The 21,021-nt window shown below is 38.1% G+C and carries 21 protein-coding genes; 13 read left to right on the top strand and 8 right to left on the bottom strand.

Going from position 1 to position 21,021, the window contains the following annotated elements; genetic code table 11:
- Nucleotide 1: 1 nt before the first annotated feature.
- The 4 genes from ESA94_RS18220 (at nt 2) to ESA94_RS18205 (ending at nt 6,897) form a co-directional block, all read left to right on the top strand.
- Nucleotides 2-409, top strand: coding sequence for a hypothetical protein (locus ESA94_RS18220; RefSeq protein ID WP_129132370.1), 408 nt, complete (start codon nt 2-4; stop codon nt 407-409).
- A gap of 25 nt (nt 410-434) precedes the next feature.
- Complete coding sequence (locus tag ESA94_RS18215) at nt 435-5,705, top strand: DUF6443 domain-containing protein (RefSeq protein WP_129132369.1); 5,271 nt, start codon at nt 435-437, stop codon at nt 5,703-5,705.
- A gap of 6 nt (nt 5,706-5,711) precedes the next feature.
- The gene (locus ESA94_RS18210) at nt 5,712-5,960 is read left to right on the top strand and encodes a hypothetical protein (RefSeq protein ID WP_129132368.1); all 249 of its coding nucleotides are present in this window, start codon (nt 5,712-5,714) and stop codon (nt 5,958-5,960) included.
- Nucleotides 5,961-6,315: 355 nt separating this feature from the next.
- Entirely contained in the window at nt 6,316-6,897 is a 582-nt protein-coding gene (locus tag ESA94_RS18205; RefSeq protein ID WP_129132367.1) for a hypothetical protein, read from the top strand.
- 92 nt (nt 6,898-6,989) lie between these two features.
- Here the strand turns inward: ESA94_RS18205 and ESA94_RS18200 are convergent, their stop codons facing one another.
- The 3 genes from ESA94_RS18200 to ESA94_RS18190 all read right to left on the bottom strand — a co-directional run bounded on the left by ESA94_RS18200 (nt 6,990) and on the right by ESA94_RS18190 (nt 9,165).
- Entirely contained in the window at nt 6,990-8,033 is a 1,044-nt protein-coding gene (locus tag ESA94_RS18200) for a WD40 repeat domain-containing protein (RefSeq protein ID WP_129132366.1), read from the bottom strand.
- A gap of 157 nt (nt 8,034-8,190) precedes the next feature.
- Entirely contained in the window at nt 8,191-8,490 is a 300-nt protein-coding gene (locus ESA94_RS18195) for a hypothetical protein (protein ID WP_129132365.1), read from the bottom strand.
- Nucleotides 8,491-8,502: 12 nt separating this feature from the next.
- Nucleotides 8,503-9,165 carry a hypothetical protein gene (locus ESA94_RS18190; RefSeq protein ID WP_129132364.1) on the bottom strand — a complete coding sequence of 221 codons (663 nt, stop codon included), beginning with the start codon at nt 9,163-9,165 and terminating at the stop codon, nt 8,503-8,505.
- 260 nt (nt 9,166-9,425) lie between these two features.
- On the opposite strand from ESA94_RS18190, the gene ESA94_RS18185 reads away from it, so the two are divergent.
- Nucleotides 9,426-9,788: a hypothetical protein gene (locus tag ESA94_RS18185; protein ID WP_129132363.1), complete on the top strand. Its 363-nt coding sequence runs from the start codon at nt 9,426-9,428 to the stop codon at nt 9,786-9,788.
- Nucleotides 9,789-10,175: 387 nt separating this feature from the next.
- Here ESA94_RS18185 and ESA94_RS18180 read toward each other — a convergent pair whose 3' ends face one another.
- From ESA94_RS18180 to ESA94_RS18165, 3 genes are all read right to left on the bottom strand, one after another.
- On the bottom strand, nt 10,176-10,844 hold the full coding sequence (locus ESA94_RS18180) for a response regulator transcription factor (RefSeq protein ID WP_129132362.1): 669 nt from the start codon (nt 10,842-10,844) through the stop codon (nt 10,176-10,178).
- A gap of 11 nt (nt 10,845-10,855) precedes the next feature.
- Entirely contained in the window at nt 10,856-11,602 is a 747-nt protein-coding gene (locus tag ESA94_RS18175; RefSeq protein WP_129132361.1) for a sensor histidine kinase, read from the bottom strand.
- 621 nt (nt 11,603-12,223) lie between these two features.
- A complete protein-coding gene (locus ESA94_RS18165; protein ID WP_129132359.1) occupies nt 12,224-12,598 on the bottom strand; it encodes a hypothetical protein in 375 nt (124 codons plus the stop codon).
- 647 nt (nt 12,599-13,245) lie between these two features.
- On the opposite strand from ESA94_RS18165, the gene ESA94_RS18160 reads away from it, so the two are divergent.
- From ESA94_RS18160 to ESA94_RS18135, 6 genes are all read left to right on the top strand, one after another.
- Nucleotides 13,246-15,402, top strand: a complete 2,157-nt coding sequence (locus tag ESA94_RS18160) for a DNA/RNA non-specific endonuclease (protein ID WP_129132358.1) — start codon at nt 13,246-13,248, stop codon at nt 15,400-15,402.
- Between the two features lie 66 nt (nt 15,403-15,468).
- A complete protein-coding gene (locus ESA94_RS18155) occupies nt 15,469-16,146 on the top strand; it encodes a hypothetical protein (RefSeq protein WP_129132357.1) in 678 nt (225 codons plus the stop codon).
- A 15-nt stretch (nt 16,147-16,161) separates the two neighbouring features.
- A complete protein-coding gene (locus ESA94_RS18150) occupies nt 16,162-16,755 on the top strand; it encodes a hypothetical protein (RefSeq protein WP_129132356.1) in 594 nt (197 codons plus the stop codon).
- Nucleotides 16,745-17,155, top strand: a complete 411-nt coding sequence (locus tag ESA94_RS18145; protein ID WP_205756011.1) for a hypothetical protein — start codon at nt 16,745-16,747, stop codon at nt 17,153-17,155. The genes ESA94_RS18150 and ESA94_RS18145 overlap by 11 nt, the downstream gene beginning before the upstream one ends.
- Nucleotides 17,156-17,217: 62 nt before the next feature.
- Nucleotides 17,218-17,694 carry a hypothetical protein gene (locus ESA94_RS18140; protein ID WP_129132354.1) on the top strand — a complete coding sequence of 159 codons (477 nt, stop codon included), beginning with the start codon at nt 17,218-17,220 and terminating at the stop codon, nt 17,692-17,694.
- Between the two features lie 2 nt (nt 17,695-17,696).
- A complete protein-coding gene (locus ESA94_RS18135; RefSeq protein WP_129132353.1) occupies nt 17,697-17,882 on the top strand; it encodes a hypothetical protein in 186 nt (61 codons plus the stop codon).
- A gap of 240 nt (nt 17,883-18,122) precedes the next feature.
- On the opposite strand, the gene ESA94_RS18130 is transcribed toward ESA94_RS18135, so the two are convergent.
- Complete coding sequence (locus ESA94_RS18130) at nt 18,123-18,368, bottom strand: hypothetical protein (RefSeq protein ID WP_129132352.1); 246 nt, start codon at nt 18,366-18,368, stop codon at nt 18,123-18,125.
- Nucleotides 18,369-18,680: 312 nt separating this feature from the next.
- Here ESA94_RS18130 and ESA94_RS18125 point away from each other — a divergent pair, with 312 nt between their 5' ends.
- Together ESA94_RS18125 and ESA94_RS18120 are read left to right on the top strand one after the other, a co-directional pair.
- The gene (locus ESA94_RS18125) at nt 18,681-19,151 is read left to right on the top strand and encodes a hypothetical protein (RefSeq protein WP_129132351.1); all 471 of its coding nucleotides are present in this window, start codon (nt 18,681-18,683) and stop codon (nt 19,149-19,151) included.
- A 639-nt stretch (nt 19,152-19,790) separates the two neighbouring features.
- Nucleotides 19,791-20,162: a single-stranded DNA-binding protein gene (locus tag ESA94_RS18120; protein ID WP_129132350.1), complete on the top strand. Its 372-nt coding sequence runs from the start codon at nt 19,791-19,793 to the stop codon at nt 20,160-20,162.
- A 99-nt stretch (nt 20,163-20,261) separates the two neighbouring features.
- Here the strand turns inward: ESA94_RS18120 and ESA94_RS18115 are convergent, their stop codons facing one another.
- Entirely contained in the window at nt 20,262-20,984 is a 723-nt protein-coding gene (locus tag ESA94_RS18115; protein ID WP_129132349.1) for a hypothetical protein, read from the bottom strand.
- Between the last annotated feature and the right edge of the window lie 37 nt (nt 20,985-21,021).

Raw genomic sequence — 21,021 nt, 5'->3', positions numbered from 1 at the left:
TATGAAATTAAAGTTTGTACTATTTATTTTTATGTTGTTTTCGACTGGTGTTTTGATTTCGCAATCGAAACAGACTGCTGATAAAAAAAGTTATAAGACACTGGCAAAGCAGGAAGCTGCAATGTTAAAACAACAACTGAATCTTACACAAAAACAAGCTATTGAAATTGAAGCGGTTGAATTGGAGTATATGGAAAAACGTAGAGCTATTGGGGCGCAGAGTTCTTTACCTATAAGTAATAGAGGGGAAGAGCTGAGTAAAATTGCTGCATGGCGTAAAGAAATGTACCAAAAAATTCTTTCAAACAAACAGTATGAAGATTATCAGAATTTATTGCTGAGACGTAAGAATGAATACAATACCAAAAATCAGGAAATAATCAATAGAGCTAAGCAAAAAAGAGGATAGTAACAACTCAATTAAAAGACTCAAAATGCCTATCAGTATAGCAAAGGAATGCTTATTATTTATAGCGGTGCTTTTTTTTAGTAGCCTATGTAAAGCACAAAATGCGTATATCTCGGGAGCTCAAACGGTACAAGGGGGATCAGTAGAAACCTATTCTGTTAGTTTTGATTGGATGACCAATAATGTGACCTATGATGTGTATGGTGGAACAATTCTTGCACAGGATCTTAGTTCTGTAACAGTACAATGGGATAATTCACCTGGTTACGGTAGTATTGAAGTTTGGGATCTAACATATTGGCAATCAGGATTTTTAAGTGTAGAAATTTTGGGAGCTAATCCTGTTCCATATATTACTCCTTATCAGCAGGCTATTTCTTATGGAATCACGCCGCAATCAATCGAAGTTCAGTGGACATACCCTCCATCCACAACTAATATAAGCTATCAATGGTACAAAAACAGCGGTGAACTAATTAGTGGGGCAATTTCATCAACCTACTCGCCACCTGCACCTAATGCATACATGGTAACGTACTATTGTATCGTTACTATTGACGGTACGCCTGTTGCAACAAATGCAAGCTCCATCTATATCCCTCAGTTTAATGCAGGATTTATCAGTTTGACAGGCCAGGCGACTTATGATCAGCATCCTCAAATTAATGCAACCTCAGCAACCGGTGGTTTATGCACAGGTTTTAGTTACGCATGGGAAGTCTCGTATGACGGCGTATTATGGACACAAATAGCAACTACAGAAACATTTCCAAACAGCTTTATTCTAAATGATCAATGCTATATTAGAAGAAAAGTAAGTTGCAGTACAGAGGTATTATTCTCCAATACACTAAACCTCAAACCTAACTATACAACTGTTGACTATGAAAATAAGAACTATGTCAGAGAAATAGACATTAATGTTAAAGGTATAACAAGCTGGTATCAGGCTGATCAATTAGGTACAAACGAAAAAGCAGTTAAAACTTCCTATTATGACGGCTACGGAAGGGTCATGCAGGAAGTCTTAAAAGAGATGAGTTTCACTGATCAGGCAACTTGGAATGATTTAGTATCTGTATTTGAATATGATTTAACGGGAAAAGCGAATAAACAATATTTGGGTTTTTCTACGAGCGAAAACAAAGGAAAATTTAAAGAAGGGGCACTTCAAAAACAAGCTGATTACTATTCGAACAAATACAATGAAACAAACGCCTATGATAGAGTCGAGTATGATAATTCGCCTCTAGGTGTTGTTAAAAAAGAATATGAAGCGGGTAGTTTGCTTGGAGGAGCCAATGTAAATAGCTCAATTGCTTTTGACTTTAATGGCGAACCAGATAATGTAAGAATCTGGAAAATAGGTTATGCGCAGAGTTCTGTTCCTTATTCAACAAACTCATTTGCACCCGGAAGTTTGTTCAAGTCTGTTCTGACGGACAAACTAGGCAATAAAACAATTGAGTATAAAGATTATTCAGGGAGAGTAGTGCTAAGCAAAGTGCAAAATGTAGCAGAGAATACACTAACAGATCATCATACAGGATGGGCTTGTACATATTACGTCTATGATGACTTTAATCGATTACGTTTTCTCATTACCCCAAAGGCTGTTGAATGGTTACAAAATAACAACTGGGACTTTCAGAATAATCTTAGCATAATAGATGAGCTCTGTTTTTGGAATGAGTATGATAAACGGGGAAGGATTATCAGAAAAAAATCACCTGGCGGTGCTATTGTTGAAAATGTATATGATAGTCACGACCGGCTTGTTTACCAGCAAAACGGCAATTTACGGGATGCAAATCAATGGCTGCTGAATTTGTTTGATAGCCAAGATCGACTGGTTGCTACTGGCTTAATTTCCGGTACAGGTAAATCAAGACAAGTTTTACAGGGAGAAGTCGATTTAATAAACTTTCAGGCTAATCCAAGCACTTTATCAATAGTAATAAATAACGGGGTACAGCATAACCTGCTTGTTAAAGGTTCACCTATTGCTAATGCCCAAAGCTTGTATGTTTTAACGGTTAATTATTATGATTATTATAACTATCCAGGTGTCAAAACATTTAATTCGCAGGTGAACTTTACCAATACTATTTCCTCAAACCAAGCTATAGAATTTAGCCAATCTCTTGCAACACTTGGTTTATTGACAGGAAACTATGTCAGGGTACTTGATAATGGCGACAGATTTTTATCAAAAACAATTTTTTACGACAAGGATGGTAATGTAATTCAAACACATGTTGAAACTATAAGGAATACAGTAGATATAACATCAGTCCAGTTCGATTTTGCTGGCAATGTTCGGAGTACCCATAGCGCCCATACCTCAAACCTGGGCGCACTTGTTATTGTAGAAAAGAATACACTTGACAAATTAGGAAGAGTAACGGAAGTAACACAATCGTTAAATGGATCTACTGATAAGTCAATAGTAAAGTACCATTACAACGAATTGGGTCAAGTAAAGAAAACAGTGCTTTCCCCCTCTTACAATAATGGTTCAGGAATTGAAACATTAAATTACGAATACAATTTGCGTGGAGTGCTTACTTCTATGAACAAAGCCCACGTAAATGATTATTCGAGAGGTGATAATTATTTTGGCTACGAGCTTGTTTATGAAAAAGGCACAACCGATGTTACAAATGTGAGAATGGACGGGAAGATAGCATCGGTTAAGTGGAAGTCTTTTGGGGATAATCGTCAGCGTGTATTTAACTATAACTATGACTATAGAGGACAGTTATTAAATGCTAACTTTTATCAGAAAAACTATGGTAGTACAACCTGGTCTAATGACAAAATGGATTTTTCATCTTCCTTTACGTACAAAGATTTAAATGGGAATTTAGGCACATTGATAAGAATGGGGGTTGTGCCGGGAGAAGGGGTTAAAACGATTGATAATCTGGAATACACTTACGATAATTCAGAGTTAAGTAACCGTTTAATAAAGGTGAAAGACAATGTGATTGGTAACTATGACGGAAAGCTCTTTGATTTCAAGGATGGCAGTACAACTGGAAATGATTATGAGTATAATACTGCAGGACAGCTAACCAAAGATCGAAATAAAGGAATAGGTACATCGCAGAATGGTATTGATTATAATGCGTTGGGTATGCCTATTTCTGTCAGGCTTGAAAACACGGGAAGAGTTATTTCTTATGTATATGACGCAAGCGGAAATATATTATCGAAGAGAATAACAGAGCCTGCCGGAGCTTTGAATAACAACCAGGCAGTAGATGTGTTGACCGAATATGCCAATGGATACATATATGAAAAAGGTGCTCTCGCTTTTTGGCAACATGCTGAAGGCAGAGTGAGGCTTATCACTCCTGTTAATAATGGAAACAATTATTTAAATGGAGGTATATCCATTTTCTCCGGGAAAGAAGCGATTTATGATTATTATATAAAAGACCATCTTTCCAGTATCAGAGTAATACTTACTGAAGAAAAGCAACAAAATTACTCAATTGCTACAATGGAGGATGAGAATACCAGTGTTGCGCAAACAGAGCAGACTATCTTCGGTCAGGATGGAGCAAACAATGAGGTAGTATTATCCAGAAAGGATAAGCCTAATGGATGGAACTCAAATAATTCCAATAAAGTTAGCAGGCTTTCTTCCATCGGTAGTGATAAAAAAATTGGCCCAAATGTTTTCATGCGTGTTATGGCTGGGGATAAGATTTACGGAATGGTAAATTATTTCTATCAACAAAATGAGACAAGTCAGCCACAGTCGCAGTTAACAAGTTTGCTTGTTAATACATTGATTTCTGGAATAGCTACTTCGGCTGCACCGGGTATAATTAAATCAAGTACTGGAATCGTTTCTAATACCCTTAATACTTCAGGCGGTGATCTGTTTAATTTCTTTCAACAGCAAAATAGCTCAGGATCTAATGATCGGCCAAGAGCGTTTATTACAGTTTTATACTTTGATGAGCAATTTAATTTTGTTTCTGAAGGAAGTTATTCTGAACGAGTAGTTTCTGCTGGTGATGGAGCAGCTCCATTAATCATCAACTCTCAGGTTCCTCAAAATGGATATGCAATTCTTTATCTGAGCAATGAGAGTGAGCAACAGTATGTTTACTTCGACAATTTCCAGGTTACTCATACAAGAGGAAGATTGATTGAAGAAACCCATTATTATGCATATGGTTTAAAAATTGCCGGAATAAGTAGCAAAGCGCTTCCTAGTAAATTAGGGGGAAGTAAAGTAGAGGCAAACGTGTCTTTTGGATTTCAAGGTGCTTTCAGTGAAGAAAATTATGATGTAGTATGGAACGAGTTCTTTTTAAGAAATTATGATCCACAGATTGGAAGATGGTTGAGTTTAGATCCATACAATGAATTTGCGAGTGGTTACATTGGTATTGGTAATGATCCAATAAATTTAGTTGATCCAACGGGAGGTTTCGTAAATCCTCCAACTGCTCTCTCAAAGGCAATTGCTTTTGCAAGGGCAAATAGCTCAACTGTAACACTTTTGAAATCAGGCCAACTCTCTGTAGTTTATGCGTTGAGTGACGGTACAATTACTTATAAGTTGTTTGGCATAGCCAATGCAAGTGTAGGAGTCGGATTAATATCGTCACAGATTGTTAATAATGTAAATAGCATCATGTTATTTTACAGACATGCCCCTCAACCCATTTATACCCGAAATATTTATTCAAACTCGGATGCAACACGAGTTAGCAATGTTAGTCAACATTTAGAAGCAAAATACACCTCACAAAACGATCCAAGGGTTATTGAACAATCAGAATTCAGTGCTTATGAAGCAGTGTCGTGGCAAAGTAGTCAGGGTAGCGCATATGATTACAATTATTATACCGGTCAAAAAATAACTAGATTGAATGGACATACTGGCGAAGATATTGGATCATTCTTTATACCAGGGGGAGGTACTATTAAGCTGGGATTCACTACCGTTAGAGGTGGATTTGCTGCCCTTAGAGGGACAAATACAATCTTTCGGGTTGTCTCTAAGGGTGAGGCGGCAGACATTTTAGAATATGGCTTTCGGCAGGCCCCTATTAGTTCTAAAATTTCCTCCTACGAGGGTAAACTATTCTGGACGAATGTAAAAGATGCGAAATGGTATCGTAAATGGGCTGGCGATGGTAACCAGATATTGAAAATAAAAGTTAATAAGGGATTCATTTTTGAGAATGGAACGGATGCAGGTAGACAATTTTATTTTGTTGCTCCAGAACGATTAAATCTATTTAACTCTGCTATAAAATCTATAAATTAAGTATTTATGAAAGCAAATATAGAATGGATAAGCCAAAATGTTAGTTTGGGAAAAAGGGTCTTCTTATTTTGTTTCGGAGATAAATGTATGTCAGGTAGAATAACAGAGTTTAAAAAAATTGGTATGGTTAATGAATTTGAAATTTGGGTTGATTTTATTGAGCCCGATTTTTTTAATAAAGAACTTGAAAGTAATAATACTTTTACCATTAATGAAGCTTCTAAAATTTTAGGGAAAGGCGAGGTGAAGTTATAAAGACCCGGTACTGTTTTTTTTAAGAATCTAAGTGTTGTTAAGAGAGAAATTGATTTACGGTATAAAGGTCTCCCAAAGAACTGTTTCAGCAAACAACACGCCAGACCAAAAGACGAGATGCGATTTATTTGTTTATTTACTTTGATGGTATCACAACACCTCTTTTGTCAATAAGAACCGATCGGGTCACTGTTGGTGCAAATAATCGCAACAGTTTTTAATTAGAGAGTTCATATATGCAAATATATTTCGTATGTTTAAGTAGTACCTTGCTGATTCTACCTCATTAATTTAATATTTCCGCTACAGCCCTGACTTCTAAGTCAGGCTTAGTGTATAAGATGAGTTTTTATCCATGAAAAGTTTGAATAATTTTTCTGATAATGAAAGCGACCAATGGGAAGTGATGCAGGAATTTAAAATCCTGTTCAAAGACGAACTGCTGACTGTTCAATTAGTTTGTATATACCATCCGGCTCCCGAACTGTACTTCTTTGTATCCGATCCTCCGCATAAGCGAACGTTGATGAAACGAAAGCTTCTTCCACCGGATAAAATAATTTGGTTATCCAATTGGAATATGGAAGACGCCGCCGAACTTACAGATATTATTGCTGAGCAAACAGGTATTGTATTGCCGTTGAATGAAACGAACAACCCGTTTGAATACAACGGTGATATTACTGTTGATTATTATTGCGCAATCATAAATGACATCAAGGTCATCAAGGCAAAAGCACCTTACGGAAACAATATCTACTACAAAATTTTTCTTGATGGAACCATTTCTGAGCTGGTCCGGATAAAAACAATTCAGGGCCTGTCTGAAGATTCCTGGATTCCCGGAGATAATACTTTTTTGCAATTTGAGGAACTTAATATCCTGAAGTCATTGGTAGAAACTTTTGAACAGTATAATCAGTGGAGGCAATTATGAGACATTGCTTTCATTCTATTTATGAAAGCAATAGTGACAATGAGTGATTATATTAAACTAAGTCTGTTATGCTTATCAATGACAATCATTTCCTAAACTATCTCAAATCTTTCCGGATGTCCGTTGACTGATTTTATGTTTCCGGGAGTTGTATTGAACTCATACAGATCATATGCCGCTAATGCCAAATCGCCGCTAAGGCACATTGCCAAAGCAGCACCAAGTTTTGCTGTTACAGTCTGATTTCCGATAACATCAAGCGTTTGATTGTTTTGTATAGTTCCCATCCATAATACACCTTCTTCCGTAGTGGAGAACCAGCAAAGGCCTTCCGAATAATATCCCCAGATGATATCGAAATTAAATACCTGTGGAAGTGAAGGATCAACCTGGAGCATCCTGGCATCTCTTAGTGTGATTGACCAATCGGAAGAATCAATCCAGTAATACCAAAGATTTTTGTCAGTCTGTCCAACAGCACAGTTAGCAACAAGTAAGTTTTGTCCAAGCGTGGCAATGCTGTTAATACCCCGTTGTGCCTGCGGGTTATAAACGGTTGTAGAAAGTATCTGGCCATCCGGTATTCGTACAACACACAGGTTGCCATCTTCTGAGCCGGTTACAATATATCCGTATGTATTATCCCAAAAGATCGTAGATACTCCCCGGATGTTGTGTATACCCCACGGATTTACAGGGTTAGCTGCCCGGAGATCTACTGAAACAAGAAACTGAAGATTGGTGCATGTAGGAGCATCTTTCCAGATACTTATAAAACCATTAGCGTGCCCGATAATAAAATAGAGCGCTGTATTGTCTGGAGTAGTATACGAAGTTCCGCTGTTTGCAACTCCTAAGGAAGGATCAAAACTAAGTGTTTGAAGTTTTGTCAGGTCAGACCAATCTCCGCTTTGGGTGAACCAGGTAATGACAGATTGTTCATCGTTTGAAGTCGCAAATATTCCTTTCGACAACCACGTAATCATTTGTACGCCTTCGGCTGAAGGTGTGTTCACTGCTTCTGTAATTAAAGGCCCTTGCTGCTGTGATTGGGTAAATTGAAAAATGCTTAACGAACCATCCCATCGTCCAACTGCAAAATAGTTCAAGTCAATCCAACTAAGTTCCTGTGCCATGCAATACGTTGTTCCAACATTGTTTACTGGTATACCAGCAGGTACCGTTAATCCGGGCATTGTTTCTTGTAAATGTTGCCATGATTTCAGGACAGACGGCATGGGTATTTTATTATTGTTCATCTTTACAGACGTTGATTATAATTAATAAAAGAGGCTATTGTTGGAATGGAGTCCATTCTACATTGTCAAGAAGATATTTTTTGCCCGGCTCAATAATTTCCCATTTCGGGGAGACATTTTTGTTTTCCCGATCTAAATCAAAATAGCCAACCCAGGGAATATAAGTAGCTGTTGATTTTTCCGCCTGCCTTGTTATTTCAAGAATCGAATTTTCTGCAGGACCTTCAGGTCTGTATTCTTTTTGTATGTGGACGATTTCAATAAATGCTGTTTTTGTATTTTCAGAACCTCTTTTACCAATAAGGATTCCGCTGATTGTAATTTTTTTCATCATCGTGATTTAAAATTAAAATGCGCCAATGGGAACGACAACAGGTAATCTGAAAAAAGTATGATACTCAGTAACACTGTCTCCTAAGTAAATCACGACATCATACGGTTCGATCTCTTTCTTGACCGGTTTTTTCCAGGTTGCCTGAAAATGCTGATCAGCTACAAGTCCGTTGCCGATTGCCCGGAGTAAATCTTCCCGGTTGTATTCGTATACGGAACGTTCATCCATAGAGCTGGTACTGAAGCCTGCGAAATAATATCCTTTTGGCACTTTCCTTCCTGTTTTTGCAAAAAGCTTTGTTGCTTTTTCTCCGACACGTTCATCAGGTGTCCAGTGAATATCTTGCCCTGCCATTTTCAAACAAATGCCCTCATAGCCTTTTCCTCGTGCAACAAAGACGGGATTGCAATCGACCCGGTGATCAACCTTCACCATCATGGCAACATGCAATGAAAGCTTGTCGATTCCACGCAGGGTTTGATTCGGCAGTTCAAACCCATACCGGATATGCATATGATACAAGTGATCATGTAGATGCTCGGTAATATGTTCATGTGGTGCATGGCTGGCAATGCAGGTATCTGCAGGCAGATCGAAAATGCCCGGAAATTGTGGAAGCCGTGGGCGAATAATGAATTGAGGATGGTCATCCCACTTTTGTTTTACTGATTTCATAATAGAAAGTTTTAAGTTGATGAGAATAGATTGAGCGTACACTTTTCAGGGATCTCAATTACAATCCAAGATGAATAAAAGTTTTTTGATTTGCACCCGTATAACTACCTGTTCGGATAGGCACAAATACGGATGTAAATGATCTGATGCTTTTTTATTTTGTTGTGCTGCCGCATACACCTGGTACGTTGTGCAGAATACCTGTTTCTTTTAAAACAAGTTGTAGTTAAAAGTTGGGGAGAATAAAAATGATGTGTTATATGTATGTCGAAGTCAATAATAAAGAAATACTACTTGATCTTTATAAAAAGAAGCCGCAACCTGTATCACTCCGTCTATCTGAACTCACACGAGAACAAAATCTATTCTATGAAAAAGAGCTGAACAACCTTGTTTTTAATTGCGGATGTGCGTCAGGTCGTTCATTGATGCGTTTGTTTTTTCCTGCTGTAGTCATTTTGATCGTAGCAGGGATTGTGTTGGGACTTCTTGATGTGAAAATTGCTGTTTGTATGGGGATTTCTATAATGATCTTGCTTGGTTTGATCGGGAAGCTCCAGAGCATCAACACTAGTAAAATGGAATACAGGAAAAAGATTTTACAAATAGTATTAACCATTTAAACCTGATTATTATGGCAGAACAACGAGTGATTACCGAAAGTTATTGGACAGTATGTTGGAAGTGGATTTTTCCTTATCCATGTAAAAAGTACAGAACTGTTACCAAGTGGTGCTATATGTTCAGTTATGTAAAGGAGTATCGATGGGTGTTCTTTTGCTACCTGGAAGCCTGTGAAAACGGGATCAAATATAATTGGTATGCAGGTTGTTTTAATCTGTTTGGAAGCGAAACTTTTTACAATATCGAAATGTGCTTTTCAAGCAAAAGACCGGAAACCGGAAAATGTGGCTAAAACAGGACAAAAAGAAATTGTTGTTAAACTATGGTATTGAGTTTTATGTATTTGTAGTAATTGATCTTAGAAAGATACGGTAATGGAAGAAACTCTATTTAAATGAATAAATTTTATTTTTGATTGCGTAAACAACAATACCTGCAGTATTGTGAACATCCATTTTTTCCTGAATCTTTTCTCTATACCCCTCAATCGTTCTGACAGAGAGATTGAGCCGGTCTGCAATTTCCTTGTTGGACAGTTGTTCGCAGATTAAGCGGATGATGCTGATTTCTTTGTCAGTGAATTGCGGTCTTTCTTTTTTTTGTGAAGGCGTAAACCTGCTTTTCGCTATCATCTGCATCAGTTTCGAAGAGGTATGCCTGCAGTAGTAAGTTTGTTCTTTATAAACAGCTTTTATTGCTTCAATTATTTCATCTTTATGGGCATTTTTGAGCAGATAGCCCCGTGCTCCTGCTTCCAGCATGTCAACAATAAGATTATCCTCGTCAAACATAGATAAGGCGATGATATTTGTTCCTGGCTGTTCCTGAACTAAAAGTTTGGTCGCTTCGATTCCGTCCATTTTCGGCATCTTGATATCGGTTAGTACTACATCAGGCCGTAGCTTTCTAACCAATGCGACAAGTTCAGTTCCATTTTCTGCTTCTCCGATAATGGTGATCTCGGGAAACTTTTTGATCATAACCGTGAATCCGTCTCTGAAAATTTCATGGTCGTCGGCAATAACAATCGTAATAGGATTGGATGCAGTAGTCATGTTGTATGTTTTTACAATGGAATTTCAAATGAGCAATGTACTCCTTTTCCCGGCTCACTTTCAATACAGATTTCTCCTCCCATAATTTCCACCCGGCTTTGCAGGTTTTTGAGACCAAGCCCATGTGCATTATTTTTTACAACTTCTGGATCGAATCCCACCCCGTTGTCCTGGGATTGAAAACGAACTGTAGTTTCATTTATGTATACGCTAAGAGTCAATTCTGTAGCGTGGGCATGTTTTATTGTATTATGCAGGATCTCTAGAATTATCCGGTACAGATGTACAGATTTTTCCTGGTCAACGAGTTGATTTTCGTTAGCAGAAAATTTGATGATGAAAGGAAAATGATTTTCGGTCTTGGAAATAATTTCTTCAACCGTTGCAACCAATCCCTTTCGAAGCAGTGTTCCGGGCATCAGGTTGAAAGCTATTTCACGTATACGGGTCAGACTATCATCAATGTGTTGACTTACATCTGCAATCAGTTGTTCGTCCTCCGGCGATGATGGATCAATTGAATTTATCTTAAATCGTATGGCGGATAACAATGGCCCGAGATCATCGTGAAGATCTGATGCAAATCGCTTACGTTCCCGCTCAAGAGTGCGTATTTCAGCCTGCATTTTATCCAAATGTAATTGTTTGGATTTCCGTTGCTGGCGGATAATCGTCACTATAAAATACAGCAACACTATGCCCAACACGCTTGCTGCAATGACGACTAAAATAAAGATTGATTTTTCCTGGGTATCCATAGCGCAGCCCATGCATATAAAAGGTTCACAAAGCAGTTAATATACACAAGAATGGCGTAAATATTTGTAATAAGCGAGAGACTTGCATTTGTTTCCATAAGAAAGAACACTTCTATAAACGCTTTATATGAGAAGTAAATTAAGATTCCGGTGCAGATAATAAATACAGGATCGAACAGTGGTTTTTTTCGTGCATTAGTAATCAGGTGTGTCATCTGTTCAATAGCAAGAAAGACAAGCAGGAATGCATTAATGATTCGGAACCCTGCGTTTGCGGACAATAGGGAATGCAGAATAAGATTATCAACTATCCAAACGACGATTAATGAGACAGATAATACAAAGAACGTGATTGGTTTTGATTTAAAGAGTCCCCAATTTTTAAAGAGGTAGAGGAATAACAGGCTCTCCAAAAGGACAAAGATATTTCCATTAATACTGTTGGAGTGGAAGTAGTGTACGAAAACAAGACTTGCAGTGTGATTCACCAGACCCAGCCAGACAAGGTAAAAAAAGGGGCGGTACGCTTTGGGTGTTTGTTTAAAGCGTACCAGCCCAATAATTGCAGCAAACAGAACACTATATCCCAAGATCGCAGCAATCTTATATAACCCCATACATTTATTGATTTAATACCGAAGGGGGAGGACAAATCGGAGGACACTTAATGGTGTCATCGACGATGTCTTCGCCAGGCTCTTCGCTTTCTAAGGTACTAAGGTCAGGTAAAATGTCTTCATCTTTTTCATTTACGGCAACAAGGATGGGGCGAATTTGTAATGCTTCATCCATTCCGTAATAAAGACGAATAGCGGTACAGTCGGGTTTTGCTAATAGGGTGGCAACGGCCGTTTTGTTAAACGTATCGCAGATGGATAAGATGTTTGCTCCGGCATACCGGGGATCAATGACAGCTTCTTTGTTCTGACGATAACGGGTGGTCATTTCAATTGCTTTTTGCAATGAAATAAATCCAGAGGATGATGAATTGTTCATACAAGAAATTTTGGGATCAATAATGAGTGTGCAAGTTGCCGAAAGACATAACACAGAATAAGAGGAGTAGTACGGTACTGTTGCAGGTAGTAACCGCAATAGATAGGGGTGTTTCCACGGTTGCAAACGAAAAAATCATTTTTCAAATTTGCTGCAACACTATGATTTCACTTTACCTACAGAGCACTGAAAACTGGACTGACTATGAAAATCGAAAAAGGGACAACGGGGAAGACCCCGCTTTTTTTTCTTGTAATGAAGCTTGGGAAGTTTTTTATTTAGCCGATAAACTGCAGAACCTGAGACCCGATTTGAAAAAACTGGAGATCCTTGAAGTAATTGCAACATCCTGCTCCAATGAAACCGGGCTTATTCCAAGGGGTATTTTTATTAATAGGGTTGCTCAACTACTGGAATCGCACCAAGAATAAATAGCGTATAATTCTGGATCAATGAAGATTATTAGTATGGGTCATTAATAAAAAACAATAGACTGTGTAAGCAGGCCTGGAGCTTTTCAGTGTTAGCAAAAATCTTATTGGTTGAGAAACCTACCCTTAATGTGGAAAGGTATACTACGAAAACGTATTTACAACCGCAGGTAGCGAGTTGGTAAAAGGTAGTAACGATTAAAAATACCCAAATCTATGCTAGTAACAATTGATCAGCTTGACGAATCAGTGAAACGTTTTGAATCCTGGCAAGGAGTTTCAGGGAGAGAAGCAGCCAATGTCATGGAAGAAGAGGCGTTTATCAGCGACCAGTCTCCCGAGATTTCGACAGCAACGATTAAGGATAACATTTTAGGAACTGCAGAAAATATTGAGAAGCGAAAGGAGATGCTGAAATCCGCAGCGCCTGAACCAATAGATTTTGCTTATGAACGGGCTATTGGTAAAAATGATTCTGTCTACAGCAATTTTGTGGAATTGATTGCAGATGTACAAAAGAAAATCGGCAGAATCGTAGTAAAAGAAGGAAGTAAAAATATAGGGTTTGCAACCGGGTTCATGGTTTCTGATCGTTTACTATTGACGAACTGGCATGTCTTTAAAAGTATTGAGGATGTGGTTGACAGCGAAGTGCAGTTTTATTATGAGCTTGACATGAGAGGCAATCCCCGTCAGTCAGTGTCCTTCAGATTGCAGGCGTCAGAATTTTTTTTCACCTGCAAAGAGCTTGACTATTGTTTAATAGCAGTCAGTTCTGTTGATGTGACGGAAACGCACCAATTATCTTCTATTGGGTACATATACCTTGATCCTGCTTTAGGGAAATTAGGAAACGAAGGAGAAGAATCGTTAAATATTATTCATCATCCGGAAGGGGATTATAAGCAATTATCAATTCGTGAGAATCTGTTTAAGAAGATAATGCCAACAACTATTTGGTATCATTCTGATACCGCACAAGGAAGCAGTGGTAGTCCTGTATTCAATGACCAGTGGCAAGTGGTAGGCTTGCACCATATGGGAGTTCCGAATAGAAATACCCAAGGAGAATATTTGGATAAAAACAATCAACCAATACCTCGTATTGGCGGTAAGGTGGATGTATCGAAAATTCATTGGATTGCGAATGAAGGAATCAGGATCAGTGTGATCCTGAAGGATGTCTTCATTCGATTCCCAGACTCATCCTTCATAAGCGGCTTAAAAAAAAGACCGGGTACGCCGTTCCTCACTCCTGTTGTACCTCCAGTCACACTGCATGAAGAAAAAGATAAATCAGAAAATATGCAATCAGAAAATAGCAACGTCCAGATTTCTTTCCCTGCTGCTTTGCTGAATCAAAGCGGAAGTATCCATTTGTCGATTTCAACAAAAGAGGAGCAAAAGATTCCAGCACCGACAAGTCCCTCGACCAGGTCAATGAATATTGATGAATCATTAATTGAAGCTAAAAAGCTTGAAGATGGCATGGATTATTCCTCTTGTAAGGGGTATCTGCCGAAATTTTTAGGTATTGAAATCCCGTTACCATTACCTAAAAAGCCATTAGAGAAATTCATCTCCAAACTTAACGGTAGTGGCGCTTTTGTCCTGAAATACTATCATTATAGTGTTATACATCATTCAGTACGAATGATGCCTGTTATCAGCGCAATTAATGTAGATGGTGACAACAACAAGCGATTAGATAAATCGAAGCGAAAAGATGTTTGGTTAAAAGATAACCGTATAGACTATGACATTCAAATCGGTGATTCATACTATAAGGGAAGCGGTTTTGATCGGGGACATATGAGCCGTCGGGAAGATGCGAATTGGGGGAAGACAGCTGAAGAAGCAAAATTCTTTGCCGATATGACCTGTATGTACACCAATGCCTGTCCGCAAATAAAAACATTGAATCAAGGCCACACCGGAGGGTTATGGGGAAGATTGGAAACAATCGTACTTGAAAATGGAGCCATGCAGGAAAGAGGAAAAGCTGCACGGATTAGTGTTTTTAATGGACCAATTTTTAATGATCAAAGAGATCCTGTATTTCGTGGTATTCAGGTTCCGATGGAGTTCTATAAAATTATAGTTTGGTATAACGACCGTAAGGAATTAAAGGCCACAGCGTTTAGACTGTCGCAGTCAGATCTTGTAGACGATATTGATTTCGAAGCCATAGACATTGATGACAATCTTACATTTAAAGAGTACCAGTGCAGTATTCAATCTTTGGAACGGGATACAAAACTGGATTTTTCACAGTTGCATCAATATGACACCTATCGCAAAGCTGATGGGGAACCCGAGCGTGAAGAAATTGTTTCGGAAGAAGAACTGAAGAAAATTATCAATAGTCTGTAAAACGGCAACAATTCATTCGGAATTAAGATAATGCATTTTTTTTACTAACAGCTCAATACAACAACAATGTCAGCAAGTTCAAGATCTCTTACGAAATCGAATCGCTTATTCTCTGGAGTTGGTTATTATGGGAATTTTTTAAACAGTCCGGTTAAAATCGGTGATATTTTTCAGGTAGATGGGAATGAACATATTAAACTGGGAAACATTCAACAGTTGACAACGGGCATTTCGATTAAGGAGTTTATTGAACAAAGCAATGAAGCAAATTTTAAATTCACATCAGGAAAATCATTTGAGATAAACTTCGGGGTAAACGCAGAACTGAAACTTGCAAAAGGCGAAGTGCTGATTAATTTTAAAAGTAATAGCAGTGCTTTTGTTTCGCTGAATGATGCAAAAGTGAGTGTATTATCCATTGGGATGATTGAGGATAAGTTGAAAGCCTATTGGAAATCGAAAGGGTATGATCAGGCCGGTAACAGAAGGAACTATATTATTGTTAGCAGTGTGATTGAATCGGTATCCGGCACTGTTATTTTTTCGGAAGAAAAAAATAATAAAGTTGTATTGAAAGCATCAACCGACGAAGAAATAAAATCAATAAAGGCGCTGGGATCAGGTCAATTTGAATATGTATCGAATACAAAAGCGACGCTGGAAATTATTTCTCCAAAAACAATTCAGCCTCTTTATCGTGCTTTGTGGATTCGAGCCAATGGTAAGTTCGATATTGTTTCATAAGCAAAACGATGCTTTATGTCGATATTCAATAGTACTGTTCTGTATTTATGCCTCTGGTTTTTGTTACCAATTATTCCGGCATTTCTATTTTTTAAATTACTTCCGGAGCGAGCTGCCGTAGGTGGCCCGTTTAGAGGGTTGAAAATTAATCTGAGCGGTGCGTTTGCCGGATATTTTCTCCTTTTCATAACGGCAATACCTTTTATGTATACCCTGATAAAGTGTAAAGGCTCTATGTATGAAGTTTGGACAATCAAAGGAACAGTCTTGCAGGAGAAAGATGGCCGTATTATACCACAATTTTATAACCCGAAAATTTCATTTGTGCCAACAACCGGAATACAGAATGGGGCTTTTCAAGTGCAGGTTGTAGGAGAAAGAAAAGGAGAAAGCAACATCATTTTTCCAACACTCCAGATTATGGCCGACAGCTTTGTAACGCAACCACTTGAACCGTTGGATTACAAATCAGGTAAAAAGAAAGAAAAGAAATATTGGGAGATGGACTATGATGATAAGTTCGCAACATATCCGGCAATTATTTTGAAACCGTCAACATTTCTGAACACAAATAATAATGATACAACTCATGTCCAGGATGATAATTAAAACAGCCCTTTTCGGTTGTTTTTTTGCTATGCTTTTTGGAGCGACCACTACTCAAGCGCAGCTAATTCAGGGAAGAGTATTGCATACTGGTATCAATACGTCCAAGCCTGTACCTGCAAAAGGAGTTAAGGTTATACTTTTTCCAAGGAATCCCACGACAGAAAAAATCAGCGATAACTTTTTTTTCTACGGGGATGATAAAATTCAATTACAAAAATTGAATGCCATCGTTACCTCAACAAACGATGCGGGTATCTATTATTTCTCGAAAGTAAAAGAGGGACGTTATATCGTGAAGGTATGTGTTGCTTATGGCATGACCTATAAATTTAAAGTTGTTAGCAGTCAGTATAAAGTTTTAAATATTAAAGATCTGCCGGCTGCCTTTAACAGCAAATAAATCCTTACACAAAACAATGAGCACACATTATGGTTAATAGGATATGGGCGACTTTTTGTAATATGAAATTCAAGGCGTTTGTACTTGGCCTACTCGTCCAGAAGTACCAGATTTGGGATAGAAACATTAATATATTTCTGGCATTAACATCTTCAGGCAGTATCGCTGCATGGGCTGTATGGCAAAAGTATCCACTAATATGGGGATGTCTTATCGCAACATCACAGGTGATTATGACCATTAAACCTTTTTTCCCTTACCACAAACTTGTAAAAGAGCTTAATGCGAAAAGTTTACACGTTGATATTCTGAATATTGAATTTGAAGATTTTTGGAATAAAGCCAATCGGGGCAAATTAACAGAAGATGAAATTCAGGAGCAATATTTTCAGTTTAACAAATCGTATGCTTCAGTACTGAATTTCTCAGATGATCTTTTGTTTACAACCTCAAGAGAAATTGAGCACAAAGCTAACTTGCGTATGAAAATATTTTTAAGAACGTTTTACAATATTGAAATAAACCCTCAAAAAGTTTAATTATGGACGATAAATTAAAGAAGCCAGAACGCACAAATGAGCGTGATATTGATATTAACAAAGGTGCTAAACCAGATTTAAATGAATCATATATCCCCGATTTTGGTTGGACTCCTCCAGCTCCTCCGGCAGGATCGATAGCAGAGTCAAAACCAGAAAGCGAAGGACCTGAACCTGATGGTGAGTAATGGAATTTGATTGCACGGTAAAAAGGACTCCCAAAGAACTGTTTCGGCAAACAACACGCCAGACCAAAAGACGAGATGCATTCATTTGTTTATTTACTTTGATGGAATCGCAACACATCTTTTGCCATAAAGGATGCTGCGCATGTCTGTCATGTTTTTTGCAGCTCAATCAGTTCTTTGTTCGGGAAGCTCCCTCTGTCTGTACAGCATCTTTCCGTCATGTATCTCGCCATACTCCGTTTATGCTTGGTTCCAGTCGTAGCCAACACACAGTATGCGTATCAGCGAATATGTATCCACAGCACAATTCAATGCTTCCCACATTCGCCATGATAAGCAATTGCCAAAGCATACTCCTTTCACCATGCAGCACTTCGTATGGATCATTCCGTCAAGAAGCTGTACATCCAGCCGCTTCCAATAATTAGGCGAGCCGTTGCTCCCCACTGCAACTGCGGATAAGAGCGCATGTATAAACCATTTCATTATTTGCATGCTCTCGTATCCTTGCCTCGTGCAGATTTCAGAGGAAAGGAAATGATGTTCTTTAATCTTTCAAGGATGCTGTCATCCGCAATTGCATTGCTGTTTATTCCAGCTTTTGGTGGGGGCTCGCAGCCACCTTCGTTCTTGCATCTCTTCGGTGTCTTTGTTCGGCTCGCTGGGCCGGCCTGGCTTCATTGCCAAAAGCTTTTGGCAAATGCTCTGCTTCTTTTTTGCTGAAGGCTCCTTTACCGGAAAACCACTGTTGCAAAACACAGATTTTGTATTTATCTTATATGATTAAACAGAAAAACTATGGTAGTTTCATACGAATCCTTTGCAGAGGAAACTGAACGGTATTTTTTGAATACAAACGTGATGATTGAAAATCTTTTGCCACAGAAGGAAATTCGTGGACTTGGTCAATTCGACGATTTACTCTCCCAAACGTTTGACCTCTTATTAGAAAACGAAAGATATACTTTCACAACAGAAATCATCAAATCTGTACAACGTACAGAAGAGGAAACAGAGTCAAAAAACCAAATTGATGCACTTGATTTGCTGTATGCTGAAATGCAGTTCTTTAATACCCGTTTTCCGTATTATTCTCCTGACATTGAATTTCCGAGTTATCTAAATGAGATCAAACCTGTTGATCAGATTGATACAGCACAAACAGTATTGGGAAGCATACAGGCATTGATAAATAAGCTTCCGAAGTGGCTGCAAAACATATTTAAAATCATAGAAGAAATCTTAAGTATTACTAAGACGTTTATTTGATGTGTCATTTTTCTCTACTGCCGCTTTATTTTAATTGAAGAAACCTACATGCAACCGCACTATGAGAAAGAATGATACGAGAATATTCTTAGAAGTAACTGCATTGTTTTCTTATTGACTTAAATCCCGCCAGCCGCCGACAAAGCTATTTCCTTCACACAGTTGTCAGGCAAGGTCATGCCCGTTGGGTTGCGACGCAAAAAATCTCCACTTTCATTTGAATCTACCTTGTTAGCTCAAGTTGTATTTTTTCCTACAAACCTTGCTCTTCCGTTCCACGCTTCAATAATGGGTGCCTAAGGCTGGCAGTAATCAGGCGAAGCCGGTATTTTTTAACCACTCAATTTTTAGTATGAAGCGTACAATCCTATTATCAAAACTCATGCACCTGTCATGGGAGATTCAGAAGCGGAAACCCCATGCCCTCAAACAGAAACAAGAACGGTCACACTACAAACGAAGTATTCGTTCTTTAGCAGTTGAGGCAGCATGGGTCATCCTCCAAACAGAAGACATCACCGTGTTTTATTTGGTAAAGCGGCATAGTTTATCAAAGCAACAACCAAGCATCAACACAAAGTCACTCACTCTTTTTCAATAACAGAACATTTCATTTTCTCACTTTTAAAATAGACAGGTATGATTATCATTGGACGATTAACAAAGAATGGCCTCATCAACACACTAAAAGATGAACGGAAAGTATTGAACTTCACGGTGGCAGTCAATGACTACTATAAACCCAAAGGTGCAGACAAAGCCGCTACCATCACTACCTACTACAACTGTTCCTATTGGATAAATATGCAGTTGGCAGAACGGTTAACTAAAGGAACACTGGTTGAACTCGATGGAAGAATTGGTGTGAATGCATATACCACTATGCAAGGAGAGGCGAAAGCATCGTTGATACTTCATGTGAATGCCATTAAAATTCATCAGACAATGAAGAATAATGTCGCTGCTTCAATACCAAAGAAGGAAGAGGTTTCAGAGGATCTTCCTTTTTGAGTGGAGTTAAACCGGGAGCATTGCTCCCGTTTTTTTAAGAAGTAAAAAAGCTGACACAGTATGTACTGTGCCAGCTTATAAAAAAAACAAAGCAAAAAATTAAAATCCCCAAATTTTTCTTCTGAATTCTGTAAGCACAGTACTGAATACTAAGAATCCAAGGAAAGCTGAAATAAGCCAGGTAAACCATTTGTCCAACTGTTTTTGCTTGTTTGTATCAAATGAACTAAATGTTTTAAACAAAGAGGGGATAATTACACAATAAAAGGCAATTGAAAAAAAGGTCACTCCGAAAAGAAGCCTTGCTTTTGTAGTGTAGTCGCTATTCAAAGCCAAAATACCGCTGAAAAAGCCTCCGAATATTAGCATTGTGGTGATTATCTGAGGAGGGTAAAATACTTTGTTGATATTTTTATAACTATTAAGTATTAGATACATGCCTTGTTCTAAGGCAGATACTTTTTCTCTGGCATTATCGTCTGTTAAGCTAATAGCTAAATCAGAATTCTCTTGCTTGTCACCAAACCGCAAGGATACTTTTAACTCTTTGTGGTCAATGTATATCTGTTGTTCAATAGTAATTCCTTTGATGTCATTTCTGAAAAGAGGGAGCTTGCATTCTTTAATTGATGCATATTTTTCAATTCCATTTGAATCGTGAAGAGTAATGCTAAAATCACTTTTATCTCGGTATCCAGAACCGTTTGATTCAAGATTTAATATATCAAATACGTTATTTTTTAAATATTCTTCAAGGTGCTCAATTACATTTTTATCAACCGTGTAAGAAGTGATAGGTGTTTGTTTGTGGTATGAAGTCATAACGTTAGTGATTTTTGGGAGCAAAAGATACTAATTA

The organism is Lacibacter luteus, assembly GCF_004118265.1.
GTDB lineage: Bacteria > Bacteroidota > Bacteroidia > Chitinophagales > Chitinophagaceae > Lacibacter > Lacibacter luteus.
Note: the sequence above shows the minus strand (reverse complement) of the source record. Positions and strands in the feature narration are given on the sequence as shown.

Coding starts and splice junctions, on each gene's coding strand:
- ESA94_RS18220 (WP_129132370.1), top strand. CDS start 2: ATGAAATTAAAGTTTGTACTATTTATTTTTATGTTGTTTTCGACTGGT.
- ESA94_RS18215 (WP_129132369.1), top strand. CDS start 435: ATGCCTATCAGTATAGCAAAGGAATGCTTATTATTTATAGCGGTGCTT.
- ESA94_RS18210 (WP_129132368.1), top strand. CDS start 5,712: ATGAAAGCAAATATAGAATGGATAAGCCAAAATGTTAGTTTGGGAAAA.
- ESA94_RS18205 (WP_129132367.1), top strand. CDS start 6,316: ATGAAAAGTTTGAATAATTTTTCTGATAATGAAAGCGACCAATGGGAA.
- ESA94_RS18200 (WP_129132366.1), bottom strand. CDS start 8,033: ATGGCACAGGAACTTAGTTGGATTGACTTGAACTATTTTGCAGTTGGA.
- ESA94_RS18195 (WP_129132365.1), bottom strand. CDS start 8,490: ATGATGAAAAAAATTACAATCAGCGGAATCCTTATTGGTAAAAGAGGT.
- ESA94_RS18190 (WP_129132364.1), bottom strand. CDS start 9,165: ATGAAATCAGTAAAACAAAAGTGGGATGACCATCCTCAATTCATTATT.
- ESA94_RS18185 (WP_129132363.1), top strand. CDS start 9,426: ATGTATGTCGAAGTCAATAATAAAGAAATACTACTTGATCTTTATAAA.
- ESA94_RS18180 (WP_129132362.1), bottom strand. CDS start 10,844: ATGACTACTGCATCCAATCCTATTACGATTGTTATTGCCGACGACCAT.
- ESA94_RS18175 (WP_129132361.1), bottom strand. CDS start 11,602: ATGGATACCCAGGAAAAATCAATCTTTATTTTAGTCGTCATTGCAGCA.
- ESA94_RS18165 (WP_129132359.1), bottom strand. CDS start 12,598: ATGAACAATTCATCATCCTCTGGATTTATTTCATTGCAAAAAGCAATT.
- ESA94_RS18160 (WP_129132358.1), top strand. CDS start 13,246: ATGCTAGTAACAATTGATCAGCTTGACGAATCAGTGAAACGTTTTGAA.
- ESA94_RS18155 (WP_129132357.1), top strand. CDS start 15,469: ATGTCAGCAAGTTCAAGATCTCTTACGAAATCGAATCGCTTATTCTCT.
- ESA94_RS18150 (WP_129132356.1), top strand. CDS start 16,162: ATGTCGATATTCAATAGTACTGTTCTGTATTTATGCCTCTGGTTTTTG.
- ESA94_RS18145 (WP_205756011.1), top strand. CDS start 16,745: ATGATAATTAAAACAGCCCTTTTCGGTTGTTTTTTTGCTATGCTTTTT.
- ESA94_RS18140 (WP_129132354.1), top strand. CDS start 17,218: ATGAAATTCAAGGCGTTTGTACTTGGCCTACTCGTCCAGAAGTACCAG.
- ESA94_RS18135 (WP_129132353.1), top strand. CDS start 17,697: ATGGACGATAAATTAAAGAAGCCAGAACGCACAAATGAGCGTGATATT.
- ESA94_RS18130 (WP_129132352.1), bottom strand. CDS start 18,368: ATGAAATGGTTTATACATGCGCTCTTATCCGCAGTTGCAGTGGGGAGC.
- ESA94_RS18125 (WP_129132351.1), top strand. CDS start 18,681: ATGGTAGTTTCATACGAATCCTTTGCAGAGGAAACTGAACGGTATTTT.
- ESA94_RS18120 (WP_129132350.1), top strand. CDS start 19,791: ATGATTATCATTGGACGATTAACAAAGAATGGCCTCATCAACACACTA.
- ESA94_RS18115 (WP_129132349.1), bottom strand. CDS start 20,984: ATGACTTCATACCACAAACAAACACCTATCACTTCTTACACGGTTGAT.